This is a genomic window from Bradyrhizobium sp. WD16, assembly GCF_024181725.1.
Lineage (GTDB): Bacteria > Pseudomonadota > Alphaproteobacteria > Rhizobiales > Xanthobacteraceae > Bradyrhizobium_A.
Genome location: NZ_CP028908.1, coordinates 4,388,136 through 4,402,835, shown reverse-complemented (window position 1 = coordinate 4,402,835; position 14,700 = coordinate 4,388,136). Strand labels below are relative to the sequence as shown.

At 66.5% G+C, this 14,700-nt stretch carries 10 protein-coding genes, 3 tRNA genes and 1 pseudogene; 6 read left to right on the top strand and 8 right to left on the bottom strand.

The features are described from left to right. Positions 1 to 12: 12 nt before the first annotated feature. Positions 13 to 89 (bottom strand) — tRNA-Asp (locus DB459_RS20500). 300 nt (positions 90 to 389) lie between these two features. Between DB459_RS20500 and DB459_RS20495 the strand changes: the two genes are divergently transcribed. The 5 genes and pseudogenes from DB459_RS20495 to DB459_RS20475 all read left to right on the top strand — a co-directional run bounded on the left by DB459_RS20495 (position 390) and on the right by DB459_RS20475 (position 3,523). Next, positions 390 to 731 carry an HU family DNA-binding protein gene (locus tag DB459_RS20495; protein ID WP_256519213.1) on the top strand — a complete coding sequence of 114 codons (342 nt, stop codon included), beginning with the start codon at positions 390 to 392 and terminating at the stop codon, positions 729 to 731. Between the two features lie 127 nt (positions 732 to 858). Next, entirely contained in the window at positions 859 to 2,106 is a 1,248-nt protein-coding gene (pepT, locus tag DB459_RS20490) for a peptidase T (RefSeq protein WP_371927000.1), read from the top strand. A 13-nt stretch (positions 2,107 to 2,119) separates the two neighbouring features. Further along, entirely contained in the window at positions 2,120 to 2,392 is a 273-nt protein-coding gene (locus DB459_RS20485) for a hypothetical protein (protein WP_253707148.1), read from the top strand. Positions 2,393 to 3,078: 686 nt separating this feature from the next. Further along, positions 3,079 to 3,246: pseudogene (locus DB459_RS20480) on the top strand (peptidase T); the annotation flags it as partial. 13 nt (positions 3,247 to 3,259) lie between these two features. Continuing rightward, positions 3,260 to 3,523, top strand: coding sequence for a hypothetical protein (locus tag DB459_RS20475; protein ID WP_371926791.1), 264 nt, complete (start codon positions 3,260 to 3,262; stop codon positions 3,521 to 3,523). A gap of 29 nt (positions 3,524 to 3,552) precedes the next feature. On the opposite strand, the gene DB459_RS20470 is transcribed toward DB459_RS20475, so the two are convergent. The 6 genes from DB459_RS20470 to DB459_RS20445 form a co-directional block, all read right to left on the bottom strand. Next, a tRNA-Val gene (locus DB459_RS20470) sits at positions 3,553 to 3,629 on the bottom strand. Between the two features lie 384 nt (positions 3,630 to 4,013). Beyond that, the gene (gene lon / locus DB459_RS20465) at positions 4,014 to 6,434 is read right to left on the bottom strand and encodes an endopeptidase La (RefSeq protein ID WP_253707146.1); all 2,421 of its coding nucleotides are present in this window, start codon (positions 6,432 to 6,434) and stop codon (positions 4,014 to 4,016) included. Positions 6,435 to 6,836: 402 nt separating this feature from the next. Continuing rightward, positions 6,837 to 8,111: an ATP-dependent Clp protease ATP-binding subunit ClpX gene (gene clpX, locus DB459_RS20460; protein ID WP_253707144.1), complete on the bottom strand. Its 1,275-nt coding sequence runs from the start codon at positions 8,109 to 8,111 to the stop codon at positions 6,837 to 6,839. A 784-nt stretch (positions 8,112 to 8,895) separates the two neighbouring features. Further along, on the bottom strand, positions 8,896 to 9,534 hold the full coding sequence (locus DB459_RS20455) for an ATP-dependent Clp protease proteolytic subunit (RefSeq protein ID WP_253707142.1): 639 nt from the start codon (positions 9,532 to 9,534) through the stop codon (positions 8,896 to 8,898). Between the two features lie 267 nt (positions 9,535 to 9,801). Beyond that, positions 9,802 to 11,160 (bottom strand): trigger factor, encoded by a 1,359-nt coding sequence (gene tig / locus DB459_RS20450; RefSeq protein ID WP_253707140.1) that lies wholly within the window; start codon positions 11,158 to 11,160, stop codon positions 9,802 to 9,804. Positions 11,161 to 11,295: 135 nt separating this feature from the next. Next, positions 11,296 to 11,380 (bottom strand) — tRNA-Leu (locus DB459_RS20445). Positions 11,381 to 11,547: 167 nt separating this feature from the next. Between DB459_RS20445 and DB459_RS20440 the strand changes: the two genes are divergently transcribed. Continuing rightward, positions 11,548 to 12,888 carry a multicopper oxidase family protein gene (locus tag DB459_RS20440; protein WP_253707137.1) on the top strand — a complete coding sequence of 447 codons (1,341 nt, stop codon included), beginning with the start codon at positions 11,548 to 11,550 and terminating at the stop codon, positions 12,886 to 12,888. Between the two features lie 9 nt (positions 12,889 to 12,897). Here the strand turns inward: DB459_RS20440 and DB459_RS20435 are convergent, their stop codons facing one another. Continuing rightward, entirely contained in the window at positions 12,898 to 14,388 is a 1,491-nt protein-coding gene (locus DB459_RS20435) for an NAD(P)H-hydrate dehydratase (RefSeq protein ID WP_253707135.1), read from the bottom strand. Positions 14,389 to 14,700 lie beyond the last annotated feature (312 nt).

The following is a 14,700-nucleotide window of genomic DNA, read 5'->3' as shown; positions in this document are numbered from 1 at the left end:
CATTGAAATGACTGGCGCGAGAGACGGGGCTCGAACCCGCGACCTCCGGCGTGACAGGCCGGCGCTCTAACCAACTGAGCTACTCCCGCACAGGGGCGAAACGCCCCAGCGAATGGCTGTGGGACTTAAAGGGGCGCCTCCCCCAAGTCAAGATAAACTCAGGAGAAAGTCGTGAACACCGGCGGACCGCCGGCGCCGGCCGGCCGAGGCCCGCTCTGGCGCCGTTTTTCCGCCGTTCCGGCGGCTTCCGCAGGCTCGGGGCGTGCGCCGCACACCCGGCAGCAGCCTTCCCTTTCTTCCATGCCGCTCCCCGCGCGCCATCCACCGCGATCCCCAGCCGACTGGGCCGGGGCGCATAGGCAGGCGGCAAGCGAATCGACTAAGCCGCGGTGTCGTCATTTCGACGCCCCCGCCAATCCGAGGAGCCTGCCATGGCGAAGAAGGCTGCGGCCCCGAGCACGGTCACCTTGAGGCACCTCGCCGCCGCGCTGGCCGAAGACCACGACATGTCGAAGAAGCAGGCTGAGGAGATACTCACCGGCCTCGTCAGCCGCATCACCAAGCACCTCAAGAAGGGCGACCGCATCCGCATCGTCGGCCTCGGCATCCTCCAGGTCCGCAAGCGCGCCGCCCGCACCGGGCGCAATCCGGCCACCGGCGAGCCGATGCAGATCAAGGCCAGCAAGAAGGTGGCCTTCCGCGCCGCCAAGGAACTCAAGGAGACGGTGTAGCGGAAGCGGTGTAGCGCGACGGCTTGTCGCCGCGTCGCGCTCGGCTATAGTCAGTCAGGGGCAAGACGCAGCGACTGCCCCGGCCGATTTGTGTCCCGCGACCGCTGCGGCGGTTCTGCCAGTGCCCCTGCCCTTTCCCTACGACTATACGGTCACCGAGCGCTTCCTGCGCTACGCCGCGATCGATACCCAGTCCGACCCGACCTCCCCGACCAGCCCCTCGACCGAGAAGCAGAAGAATCTCGGCCGGCTGCTGGCGCAGGAGCTGCGCGACCTCGGCGTCGCTGATGCCCATCTCGACGACCACGGCTACGTCTACGGCACCCTTGCCGCGACCAGCGCCAGGAAGGTGCCGGTGATCTGCTTCTGCTCCCACATGGACACCTCGCCGGACTGCAGCGGCAAGGACGTGCGGCCGCAGATCGTCAAGAACTACCGGGGCGGCGACATCGTGCTCCAAAAGGATCCCACCCAGGTGATCCGGGAGGACGAACATCCCGCGCTGCGCCAGCAGATCGGCCACGACATCATCACCACCGACGGCACCACGCTGCTCGGCGCCGACAACAAGGCCGGCGTCGCCGAGATCATGGATCTCGTGCGCTTCCTGCTGACCCATCCGCAGGTCCCCCACGGCACCATCAAGATCCTGTTCACGCCGGACGAGGAGGTCGGCCGCGGCGTCGACAATGTCGACCTCAAGAAACTCGGCGCCGATTTCGGCTACACCGTCGACGGCGAGAGCGCCGGCCATCTCGAGGACGAGACCTTCTCGGCGGATGCGGCGGTGATCGAGATCCGCGGCGTCAGCGCCCATCCCGGCTTCGCCAAGGGCAAGATGGAGCATGCGGTGAAGATCGCCGCGCGCATCGTCGAGCGGCTGCCGCGCGAGACCTGCTCGCCGGAAACCACCGAGGGCCGCGACGGCTTCCTGCATGTCACCGGCATCGAGGGCGGTCTCGAACAGGCGGTGCTCAAGCTGATCGTGCGCGACTTCAGCAGCGAAGGCCTCGCCGAGAAGGAAGCGCTGCTGGAATCGATCGTCCGCGAGGTGATGCGCGATTTTCCGCGCTCCAGCGCCACCGTCGAGATCACCCAGCAGTACCGCAACATGAAGGAAGTGATCGACGCTCACCCGCAGGTCGCCGACTATGCGCTGGAGGCCATCCGCCGCGCCGGGCTCAAGCCGGTGCGCGGCAGCATTCGCGGCGGCACCGACGGCTCGCGGCTGTCCTTCATGGGCCTGCCCTGCCCCAACATCTTCGCCGGCGAGCACGCCTTCCATTCGCGGCTGGAATGGGTCAGCCGCCAGGACATGGAACGGGCGGTGGACACCCTGGTCCATCTGGCGATGATCTGGGAACAGCACGCGTGAGGGCTCCATCGTCGTGACCGAACATGACGAAGCGCGCCGCCTGGTGCTGGCCTTGACGACCGCCCAGACGGCCGAACCGCAGGCCGCGCTCGCGATCCTCAACGAGATGGTGGAGCTGGCGCGACGCAGCTGGGGCGAGCAATCGCTCGAGATCGAGGAGGCCCGATCGAGCGCGTTCGTCGCGATCTGCGAAGTCGGCAAGGCATTGCACCGCGGCCAGCCCGCCCTGCCGCCGTGGGCGGCGGCGATTGCGGCGACGGAGCGGTGGGTGGCGCTGACGCGGTAGACGAAGGCCGAGCCCTCGCGCGAACGGAGGTCCGCGCAGCGGCTGCGGCGAGCAATCCCCAATCGCCCAATCGACAGTGACGCGCCGCACCGGGCTGAAGCAGCGCGCGGCGCCCCCTGCCGTTGTGTGCCGCCATGCCGGCGCGCATCGGTGCGATCCATGCCTTTGACATGAATCAAGCGAGTAAAACCCAACCGGGCAATATTGCACGCGAACACAAGGGAGGAAGACAATGAAGCTGATTGCTGCCCTTTCAATGTCGATCCTGATTGCCTCGTCCCAGTTTTCCGCGCCCCTTGCGGCATCGGGCCGGGTGCTTCTCGCCCAAGCCTATTGTCCCGCGGGGACTCACAGATGCGGCGAGAATTGCTGCAAGGACATGTACTGTCCGAGCGGCTACCATGTCTGCGGCGACCAGTGCTGCCCGCCCCCATCACCTCCACCGCCTTCGCCAAAGTAACGAAGGCGTTGCCGCCAACGCGCCGAAACGCAAAGCCCCGCATCGTCCGAGGCTTTTGCGTTGGTTACCGCGCGGCTCGGTCGCCTGTGCGACGCCGGCGGGAATTCTCTCGTCGGTCGCGGACGCGGCGACATCATCCTCCCTCATGTTCAAGGCGCGCGTCGCCGAGATCATGGATCTGGTACGCCTCCTGATCACGCGTCCGGAAATGCCGCACTGTGCGATCGGCGGCACCGACGGCTCGCGGCTGTCCTTCATGGGCCTGCCCCGACCCGACATCTTCGCCGCCGAGCACGCCTTCCATTCGCGGCTGGAATGGGTCAGCCGCCAGGACATGGAACGGGCGGTGGACACCCTGGTCCATCTGGCGATGATCTGGGAACAGCGCGCGTGAGGGCTCCATCGTCGTGACCGAACATGACGGAGCGCGCCGCGTGGTGCTGGCCTTGACGACCGCCCAGTCGGCCGAACCGCAGGCCGCGCTCGCGATCCTCAACGAGATGGTGGAGCTGGCGCGACGCAGCTGGGGCGAGCAATCGCTCGAGATCGAGGAGGCCCGCTCGAGCGCGTTCGTCGCGATCTGCGAAGTCGGCAAGGCATTGCACCGTGGCCAGCCCGCCCCGCCGCCTTGGGTCGCCGCCATCGCGGCGACGGAGGGTGGATGGCACTGACGCAGTGACAGGAGGGCGTGCGAGGCGTTTGGTAGGCGGTGAGAGATTCGAACTCCCGACATCCTGCGTGTAAAGCAGGCGCTCTAACCAGCTGAGCTAACCGCCCGAACGCCATCGGGCCACCAGGCTACTCCGGAGAGGAAGCGGCCGGCCCTCTGTTTAGCCTCGCCCGGGACGGCTGCGCAAGGCACTAGTGTCCCGTCTCCGAATTACCGCTTCGTTTGCCTCACCCTCGCACGGTTATTCGGAGACATTGGGACACTAGCAAAATCAAAAAGCTAGTGTGGCTTATGTCTCGCAATTGCCTACAGGGGCTTGCCGCAAAGGGCATAGGCAATTGCGAGACGCCACACTAGAAGCTGCGACGCGCGGCGAAAGCCCACCGACGTCCGTCCTCCCATTGGCAGTTCCGGCGCCCCGACGGCACTCGCCGAACAAGAACGGCGCCCCTCGCGGGGCGCCGTCGTCATTTGCAGTGAAGGCAAACCGCTCAGTGCGCGGTGAGACCCGGCAGATCGTCCGCCTCCTTGGCCGGCGGGGTGGAGGTGTCCTCCTCCCACACGATCGGCTGCGGCTGGCGCACCAGGGCCCGCTTGATCACCTCGTCCATGCGGGCGACCGGCACGATCTCCAGGCCGCCCTTGATGGCGTCGGGGATCTCGGAGAGATCCTTGGCGTTCTCGTCGGGGATCAGCACCGTCTTGATGCCGCCCCGCGCCGCCGCCAGCAGCTTCTCCTTGAGGCCGCCGATCGGCAGCACCCGGCCACGCAGCGTGATCTCGCCGGTCATGGCGATGTCGCGGCGGATCGGAATGCCGGTCAGCACCGACACGATGGTGGTGGCCATCGCCACGCCCGCGGACGGACCGTCCTTGGGGGTCGCGCCTTCCGGCACGTGGACGTGGATGTCGCGGCGGTCGAACAGCGGCGGCTCGATGCCGAAGGTGATCGCCCGCGAGCGGACATAGGACGCCGCCGCCGAGATCGATTCCTTCATGACATCGCGCAGGTTGCCGGTCACCGTCATGCGGCCCTTGCCGGGCATCATCACGCCTTCGACGGTGAGCAGCTCGCCGCCGACATCGGTCCAGGCGAGCCCCGTGACCACGCCGACCTGATCGTCGCTCTCGATCTCGCCGTAGCGGTACTTCGGCACGCCGAGATACTCCTCGACGGTCTTCTCGTTGACCTTCACCGACTTCTTCTTCGACAGCATCAGCTCCTTGACGGCCTTGCGGGCCAGGGTCGAGAGCTCACGCTCGAGATTGCGCACGCCCGCCTCCCGCGTATAGCGGCGGATGAGGAGCAAGAGCGCCTCGTCGTCGATCGAGAACTCCTTGGAGTCGAGGCCGTGCTTGGACACGGCGTTCGGGATCAGGTGCTTGCGCGCGATCTCGACCTTCTCGTTCTCGGTGTAGCCGGCGATCCGGATGATCTCCATGCGGTCCATCAGCGGTCCGGGAATATTGAGCGTATTCGCGGTGGTGATGAACATCACGCTGGAGAGATCGTAGTCGACCTCCAGGTAATGGTCGTTGAAGGTGCCGTTCTGTTCCGGATCGAGCACCTCGAGCAGGGCCGATGACGGATCGCCGCGGAAATCGGCGCCCATCTTGTCGATCTCGTCCAGCAGGAACAGCGGGTTCGAGGTCTTTGCCTTGCGCATCGACTGGATGATCTTGCCGGGCATCGAGCCGATATAGGTGCGGCGGTGACCGCGGATCTCGGCTTCGTCACGCACGCCGCCGAGCGAGACGCGGACGAACTCGCGTCCGGTCGCCTTGGCGATCGACTTGCCGAGCGAGGTCTTGCCGACGCCCGGAGGCCCGACGAGGCACAGGATCGGTCCGGTCAGTTTGTTGGCGCGCGACTGCACCGCGAGATACTCGACAATGCGGTCCTTGACCTTCTCCAGGCCATAGTGATCGGCGTCGAGCACTTCCTGTGCGGCGGCGAGGTCCTTCTTGACCTTGGACTTCTTGCCCCACGGGATCGACAGCAGCCAATCGAGATAGTTGCGGACCACCGTCGCTTCCGCGGACATCGGCGACATCTGGCGCAGCTTCTTGAGCTCGTGCTGGGCCTTGTCCCGCGCTTCCTTGGAGAGCTTGGTCTTCTTGATCTTCTCTTCCAGATCGGCGAGCTCGTCGCGGCCTTCGTCGTCGCCGAGCTCCTTCTGGATCGCCTTCATCTGCTCGTTGAGATAGTACTCGCGCTGGGTCTTCTCCATCTGGCGCTTGACGCGCGAGCGGATCTTCTTCTCGACCTGCAGCACGGAGATCTCGCTCTCCATCATGCCGAGCACCTTCTCGAGACGCTGCGACACCGACAGCGTCTCCAGGATCGCCTGACGATCGGAGATCTTGACGGCGAGATGCGAAGCGACGGTGTCCGCGAGCTTGGCGAAGTCCGTGATCTGCTGGACGACGCCGACGACTTCCGCGGAAATCTTCTTGTTGAGCTTCACGTAGCTCTCGAACTCGGCCACCACCGAACGCGCCATCGCCTCGGCCTCGACGCTGTCGGCATCGGCGTCGGCGAGCGCGGTCGCAGTCGCTTCGTAATAGTCGGGGCGGTCGGCATATTTGGTGACGCGCGCGCGCTCGAGGCCCTCGACCAGCACCTTGACGGTGCCGTCGGGCAGCTTGAGGAGCTGCAGCACGCTCGCCAGCGTACCGATCTCGTAGATCGAATCCGGGCTCGGATCATCGTCGGACGCGTTCTTCTGCGTCGCCAGCATGATCAACGCGTCGTTCTTCATCACTTCTTCGAGCGCACGGATCGACTTCTCGCGGCCGACGAACAGCGGCACGATCATGTGCGGGAAAACCACGATGTCGCGAAGCGGCAGGACCGGATAGGAATGGCTTTCGCCGTGGACGATTGTTGGCCGAGACTTGGGGGCAGTCATGCCGTTGATCCTTGTGTTGTGCCCCCCTGCCCGCAACCCGCCGCCAGGACGCGATTGCCACAGGGTGCCAGTGTGCCTGCCAGACCGGGGGCTCTCTTGAGCCAGTGACCGCGGGCGCGGTCCCCCGTCTGTCGGGGTCGAAACGACAACGAATCCCGAAGAGATTTCAGTGCCGCAGCGATCATTAAGGTGGCTATGGCCTTCCCGGGTGTCAAGTGAACGCCCGATGTGGCGCAAGCTCCTTCAACCGCTCTGGTTGCCGAGCAAAACCCGTGCCGTGAACCTGTGTCGACACCGCCACTTCCCGTCACTTCAAACCAGTCGAGCGGGACCGCGCACAAAAAAATGCGGCCGCCGGATCGCTCCGGCGGCCGCAGGTGTGAACAACAATGATGCCGGGCGTCAGGCGCTGGCGCTGTTCTCCACCGCCCGGTCGGACCGGTCGGCGTAAATGTACAGCGGGCGCGCGGTGGCCTCGACGACATCGCGCGAGATCACCACCTCCTCGACCCCCTCGAGGCCCGGCAGGTCGAACATGGTTTCGAGCAGGATACCCTCCATGATCGAACGCAGGCCGCGAGCGCCGGTCTTGCGCTCGATCGCCTTGCGGGCGATGGCGCCAAGCGCCTCGTCGGCGAAGGTCAGCTCGATATTCTCCATCTCGAACAGACGCTGGTACTGCTTCACCAACGCGTTCTTCGGCTCCTGCAGGATCTTCTTCAGCGAGCTCTCGTCGAGGTCCTCCAGCGTCGCCACCACCGGCAGGCGACCGACGAATTCCGGGATCAGGCCGTACTTCAGCAGATCCTCGGGTTCGACCTCGCGGAAGATCTCGCCGGTGCGGCGGTCTTCCGGCGCCATCACCTGGGCGGCGAAACCGATCGAAGTCGAACGTCCGCGTGCCGAGATGATCTTCTCCAGGCCGGAGAAGGCGCCACCGCAGATGAACAGGATGTTGGTGGTGTCCACCTGCAGGAATTCCTGCTGCGGATGCTTGCGGCCACCCTGCGGCGGCACCGACGCCACGGTGCCTTCCATGATCTTGAGCAGCGCCTGCTGCACGCCCTCGCCCGACACGTCGCGGGTGATCGAGGGGTTGTCGGACTTGCGCGAGATCTTGTCGATCTCGTCGATATAGACGATGCCGCGCTGCGCCCGCTCGACGTTGTAGTCGGCGGCCTGCAGCAGCTTGAGGATGATGTTCTCGACGTCCTCGCCGACATAGCCGGCTTCGGTCAGCGTCGTCGCATCCGCCATGGTGAACGGCACGTCGAGGATGCGGGCGAGCGTCTGCGCCAGCAGCGTCTTGCCCGAGCCGGTGGGCCCGATCAGCAGGATGTTCGACTTCGCCAGTTCGACGTCGTTGTGCTTGGTCTGGTGGTTGAGGCGCTTGTAGTGGTTATGCACCGCCACCGAGAGCACCTTCTTCGCATGCTGCTGGCCGATGACATAGTCGTCAAGCACCTTGCAGATTTCCTTCGGCGTCGGGATGCCGTCGCGCGACTTCACCAGCGAGGACTTGTTCTCCTCGCGGATGATATCCATGCACAGCTCGACGCATTCATCGCAGATGAAGACGGTCGGACCGGCAATCAGCTTGCGAACTTCATGCTGGCTCTTCCCGCAGAACGAGCAATAGAGGGTGTTCTTTGAATCGCTCGTACCGACCTTGCTCATTCCTGTCTCCGTCTGCCGCTCGATCTCGACCGGACGATCGCTCCGCCCCGGCACAGACCGGGGCTTGGGGTAGATAGGAGCAAAAACCGTACCAGAAAAGACCCCTTCAATTCAGATGTCGCACGAATCGGATCGGTTCGCACTCGAACAATCCTGCTGGATTATACCCGAACGACGCCATCGAACCATGGTGCCAACCGACTATCAAGAATTCGCTAATCCGAGGAAAGTCCCAAGATCGCGAATCTAACTTGATTTGGGTCATTTGCACGACCTTCGCACGGCAAATTCCAGCTCGTGCGGTCGATCTGACGCTCGTTTCAACATCGCAGCGAGCTCTTCATGCGTGCGTCGGATCCAAAACCGCACTAAAATCATAATGATGCTGGGGGCAGCGAATGACGAATTCACGCCGCCAGCGTGGCCACGAAGTCACGCTCCGAAGCGCCGGAGCCGCCGCGAACAACGCGCTCAAGCAATGAATCCACCCCCTCGCGCGGCAGTCGCGACATCGCCGGCGTGGTCGGAAGCGCGACACGTCACGCGCGACACGATCCGGCGAAACCTCGCCCGTGACGGTACTGAAAGACCAGTCGATGTCTCTGCGTCGCGAAGCGCGATACCGACAAATTCCCGGCCTCGCGCAGCCGTTGCGGATCGTCGTCGGAGCGTCGCCGCCACGACGATGCGAAGCGGCGCGACGACGACGCGCGACGACGATCTGCGACAACGAAAAGGCGCCGCGTCGCGGCGCCTTGCGCATTGACCGTGACGTGTCGAAACCTCAGATCGCCGGCTTCGGCACCGCATGCTCCTCGGGACGCTTCTCGAGCACCTTGTCGATCAGGCCGAAATCCTTGGCCATCTCGGCGGTGAGGAATTTGTCACGCTCGAGCGCGTCTTCGATCGCCTGGTAGGGCTGACCGGTGTGCTTGACATAGATCTCGTTGAGCCGCTTCTTGAGGTTCAGGATTTCCTGGGCGTGCAGCATGATGTCGGTGGCCTGGCCCTGGAAGCCGCCGGACGGCTGGTGCACCATGATCCGCGCGTTCGGCAGGGCGAAGCGCATGTCCTTGGCGCCGGCGGCGAGCAGCAGCGAGCCCATCGAGGCGGCCTGGCCGGTGCACAACGTCGACACCGGCGGACGGATGAACTGCATGGTGTCGTAGATCGCCAGGCCAGCGGTGACGACGCCGCCCGGCGAATTGATGTACATCGAGATTTCCTTCTTCGGATTCTCCGCCTCGAGGAACAGCAGCTGGGCGACAGCCAGCGTCGCCATGCCGTCCTCGACCGGGCCGGTCAGGAAGATGATGCGCTCCTTGAGAAGCCGCGAAAAAATGTCGTAGGCCCGTTCGCCGCGGTTGGTCTGCTCGACCACCATCGGCACCAGGTTCATGTAGGTTTCTACCGGATCGCGCATGAATCACCTGAGGTTGGGAGCGACCGCCGCGCGGGGCGGCTTGCCTCGCAGACCGGCACCGGGCGCCCCATGATGCGGGAGGTAAGATAAGCCCCGATCGCAAGCCGGCAAGACCGCCCCGCGAGAGGAAAGGCGCCGGCCGGCGCCCGCATTCCGGGCGGAAGTTGAAGCCGATTCGCCCCGGGCGAACCAGCGATCGGCGCCCGGTGGGGCGCCGATCGGTCGACATGCTTAACGCGCCGCTGCTATCCGGCCGAGGCCGAAGCGTCAGGCCGCGCTCTTCTCGTCGTCGTCCTTGTAGAGCTCCTCGCGGCTGACCTTCTTGTCGGTCACGTTGGCGAGCTCGAGGATGAAGTCGACGACCTTGTCCTCGTAGATCGGGGCGCGGAGCTGGGCGAGCGCGCTGGGATTCTTGCGATAGAAATCCCACACTTCCTTCTCGCGGCCCGGCATCTGGCGGGCGCGCTCGACCACGGCGCGGCTGACCTCGTCGTCGGTCACCGTGATCTTGTTCTTGTCGCCGATCTCGGACAGCACGAGACCAAGGCGGACGCGGCGGTCGGCGATCTTGTGGTATTCCTCGCGCGCCGCCTCCTCGGTGGTGTTCTCGTCGGCGAAGCTGCGGCCGCTCGATTCCATCTCCGCCTTGATCGAATTCCACATCAGATTGAACTCTTCCTCCACCAGCGACGGCGGCGGATCGAAGCGGTGGGCCTCGTCGAGGCGGTCGAGCAGCATGCGCTTGACGCGCTGGCGGGTGGCGCCGGCGAATTCCTGGGTCAGGCGCTCGCGCATGATCTCCTTGAGCTTGTCGAGGGATTCGAGGCCGAGGCTCTTGGCGAATTCGTCGTCGATGACCGCATCCTTCGGGGCCTCGACCTTGCTCGCGGTGGTCTCGAACTCGGCCGCCTTGCCGGCGAGATTGGCCGCCGCGTAGTTGGTCGGAAAGGACACCTTGACGGTGCGGGTCTCACCCTCGCCGATGCCGACGAGCTGGTCCTCGAAGCCGGGAATGAAGCTGCCCGATCCGATCACCACCTGGATGTCCTCGGCAGTGCCGCCGTCGAAGGCGGTGCCGTCGATGGTGCCCTTGAACGAAACGGTGACGCGATCGCCGTTCTCCGCCTTGACGCCGGCGCCCTTGTCTTCGAAGGGGCGGTTCTGGTCGGCGATGCGCTTGATCGCCTCGTCGATATCGGCCTCGGTCACCTCGGCGACCGGCTTCTCGACGTTGAAGCTCTTGAAGTCGGCGAGCTGGATCGCCGGCACCACTTCGATCGCCACGGAGTAGTTGAGATCGGACTTGCCGTCGATGACGTCCTCGATCTCCTTGGTCTCGGTCGGCATGGTGACCTTGGGCTCGGTCGCCAGGCGGAAGCCGCGCTCGGTGAAGATCTGGGCATTGGTGTCGCGGATCAGCTGTTCGACGGTTTCCGCGCCGACGGAACGGCCATAGACCTTCTTGAGATGGGCGAGCGGCACCTTGCCGGGACGGAAGCCGTTGAGGCGGACCTTGTCCTTGAGGTCGACCAGGCGGGCATCGATCTTGGCCTCGATCTCGGCGGCCGGGAGGCTGACCTGGAACTCGTGCTTCAGTCCGTCGGCGACGGTCTCTTTCACCTGCATGGCGCTCGTCTTCTTCCTTCGCCGGTCCGGCGACCGGGGGTTGCAATCAATTTCGCTTCGCGGCTCGCGACGGCAGCCAGCCGCAACCGGACATCCCGGCTGTGGGAGGCGTCGACGTCTCGTCCGCGTCGGGGATGGTGCGGGCGGAGGGACTCGAACCCCCACAACTTTCGTCACTGGAACCTAAATCCAGCGCGTCTACCAATTCCGCCACGCCCGCGAGGCGCCTCTGATCTGGCGGCGATGCCGCGAGCGGCGGGCTTATAACATGGGCGCACCTGTTCGCAGCAAAAAAATGGCCCTCCTGGCACGACACCCCGGGACGGCGACGCGACGCCGCGGCCGCCGGCTCTGGACAGGCCGGCGCCGACATGGTCCGCATCGATCATGACATTGAGAAACCTGCGCCCCGACCGCCGCGCCGTGCTGGCCGGCGCCCTCGCCGCCGCCCTGCCGCGGCCTGCGGCCAGCCAGCCCGCCCCGGCCAGGGGACCGGTCGAGGCGACGCGACCGGTCCTGTCACTCCGGGTCAAGCCGGGCGGCATCGACCTGCGCGGCGACGGCTCCCAAGCCGCCGGCTGGATGTTCGAGACCGCGCTCCCCTCGCCGCTCCTTCAGGGCAGCGAGCTTCAGCTCAGCCTCGACAACGCCGTCGCCGCGCCGCTGGCGCTGAGCTGGCGCGGCGGCGGCGGAGCCGCGATCGAGCCGCTGGCGGCGCGGCCGCCGCTGCTCCCCGGCCAGACCACGACCGCGGCGCTGGCGCTGCGCCACGCCGGCACGGTGCTGTGCGACGCCCGGCTGCTCGGCGACGGCCAGGACCACGCGCTGCCGGCGCTCGGCCTCACCGTGGCCGAACGCGACGCGGTGGCGGTCGACCGCGACATCCTCATGCTGATCGAGGACTGGCGCCTTGCGCAAAATGGCGGCACCGCCGCGCCGGGCACGGCGGCCACAGCCTCGCCGGCCCTCTTCACCATCAACGGTCGGCCGTCGCTGGACATCGCGGTCCGCAGCCACCAGCGGCTGCGGCTGCGCTTCATCAATGGCTGCCAGCGTGCGCCGATCGCACTGCGGCTGGATGGCCACGAGGTGCGGGTGATGGCGATCGACGGCCAGCCCGCCGAACCCTTCATCAGCCGCGACGGCCAGCTGACGCTGGCGCCGGGCAGCCGAGTCGACGCCTTCGTCGACGCCGTGCTGCGGCCCGGTGCCGTCGCCGTCCTCCAGCTTCACGACGGCCAGGCGCCGCGGCCGATCGCCCGCCTCGTCTACGGCGCCGAAGATCCGGTGCGCCCCGCGCCGCTGCCGCCGCCCGACCCGCTGCCCGACAATGGGCTGCCGGCGAAGCTCGACCTCGCGTCGGCGCTGCGGATCGACCTGCCGCTCGATGTCAAACCGGGCTCCGCGGGCAACGAATGGCTGCGGCCGGCGAACCTCAATGCGACGGCCGCGCCCGCGTTCCGCATCAAGCGAGGTCGCGTCGGCGTCGTGGCGATCAGCAATCCCGCCCCCGAGCCGGTGACCTTCCATCTCCATGGCCACGCCTTCCGCTGGCTCGACCGGCTGGACGACGGCTGGAAACCGTTCTGGCTCGACACCCTGCTGCTGGCCGGCGGCGCGACCCAGCGCGTCGCCTTCCTGGCCGATCAGGCGGGCCCCTGGCTGATCGAAGCCATGGCGACGCGCTGGGACGCGCCGCGCCTCGCCCGCTGGTACATGGTGGAATGAGAAGCTGTGTCAGGCGAGCCCTGCGAACAATCGCCTGAACACCTTGGGCAACGCCTCGGGCAGGTCCTCGGCGATCAGGCCGGGGCCGGCCTCGCCACCGGCCTCGCCGTGCATCCAGGCGGCCATGCACGCCGCCTCGAAGGCCGGAACCGCCTGGGCCAGCAGGCCGCCGATGATGCCCGACAGAACATCGCCGGAGCCGGCCGTGGCCAGCCAGGGCGGCGCATTGGCGGTGATGGCCGCCCGGCCGTCAGGAGCAGCGATCACGGTGTCGGGCCCCTTGAGCAGCACGACGGCGCCACTGGACTGAGCCGCGAGGCGCGCCCGTTCAAGTTTTGAATGAACTTTATCTTCTCTTTTCAATTCATTGAAAATACGAGAAAACTCTCCTTCATGCGGCGTCATCACCACCTGCGGATCGTGAAACGCCTTCACCGCGTCGAACAGGTCGGCGGGAGCGCTCGCGAAGCTGGTGAGGGCATCGGCATCGAGCACCACGCCGCGACCATCGCCGAGGGCGGTGAGCACCAGGTCACGAGTCTCGACGCCGACCCCGGCCCCGGGCCCGATGATGCAGGCGTTGTGGCGGCGATCGGCGAGCAGGGCCGCAAGTTCGACGGCGCCGTCGATCGGCCGCACCATCACCGCCGTGAGCGCCGCGGCATTGACCGCCAGCGCCGCTCGCGGCGATGCCACGGTGACGAGCCCCGCCCCGCCGCGCAACGCCGCCCGCGCCGCGAGCCGGGCCGCGCCGGTCGCGGCCATGCCGCCGGACACCACGACGGCATGGCCGCGGGAATACTTGTGGCCGTCGATCCGCGGCACCGGCACCCGCGCGCGCCACAGCTCCGGGATGTTCTCGAAGGTCTGCGGCGCGACGACATCGAGGACCGACGCGGCGATGCCGATCTCGGCGACCCGCACCGGTCCGCAGCGCAGGCGGCCGGGCAACAACAGATGGCCCGGCTTGCGGCGGAAGAAGGTCACGCTTGCGCTGGCGCGCACCGCCTCGCCCATGACCGCGCCGGTGGTGCCGTTGACCCCGCTCGGCAGGTCGACGGCGAGCACCGGGACGCCGCTGGCATTGACGGCGCGGATCAGCTCCAGGGCCGCGCCGGCGACCTCACGGTCGAGACCGGCGCCGAACAGGGCGTCGATGATGAGGGCGGGATGACCGACCGCGCCGGCATCCGCGGCAACGACGTCCCCGCTCCAGCCCGCGGCCGCGCGGGCGGCATCACCCTTGAGCCGGGCGCGGTCGCCGAGCAGCATGACTGCGACCCGGCGTCCGCGCGCCGCGAGCTCGGTCGCCGCGACGAAGCCGTCGCCGCCATTGTTGCCCGGGCCGGCCACCACCAGAACCGGCCCGACCGGCGCCAGTTCGGCGGCAGCATCGGCCACCGCCCGTCCCGCCTGGGACATCAGCACGAAGCCGGCCGTCCCCGCCCCGATGGTCAGCGCGTCGGCCCGCCCCATTTCCGCAGACGTCAGGAGTTCCATATACCGCCTCCGGTTTGCCGCCTCATCCGCAGGCAAACAGCCGAAACTTGATCCAGCACAGCCCGGACCGCGAAAAATCAGCCTAAAAATTAAGCTGACAGCACAAAAAGACGGCAGACGCTGGCCGCGATACCTGCAAAAAAGCTCCGCGCCGGCCATTTAACAAGCTGATAATACTCCACAATCCAGATGCCTTCCAAGTTGGCACAGACCCTGCTTTTAGCAGGCCGCAATTGGCCTCTCGCAGCCGACCGCGGCGAATGGGGCTGATCCGTCGTCGGTTGCGGGGCGCCGCTGCGCAGCCGGGCAGAT

Coding starts and splice junctions, on each gene's coding strand:
- clpX (WP_253707144.1), bottom strand. CDS start 8,111: ATGAGCAAGGTCGGTACGAGCGATTCAAAGAACACCCTCTATTGCTCG.
- tig (WP_253707140.1), bottom strand. CDS start 11,160: ATGCAGGTGAAAGAGACCGTCGCCGACGGACTGAAGCACGAGTTCCAG.
- DB459_RS20435 (WP_253707135.1), bottom strand. CDS start 14,388: ATGGAACTCCTGACGTCTGCGGAAATGGGGCGGGCCGACGCGCTGACC.
- DB459_RS20455 (WP_253707142.1), bottom strand. CDS start 9,534: ATGCGCGATCCGGTAGAAACCTACATGAACCTGGTGCCGATGGTGGTC.
- DB459_RS20440 (WP_253707137.1), top strand. CDS start 11,548: ATGACATTGAGAAACCTGCGCCCCGACCGCCGCGCCGTGCTGGCCGGC.
- lon (WP_253707146.1), bottom strand. CDS start 6,434: ATGACTGCCCCCAAGTCTCGGCCAACAATCGTCCACGGCGAAAGCCAT.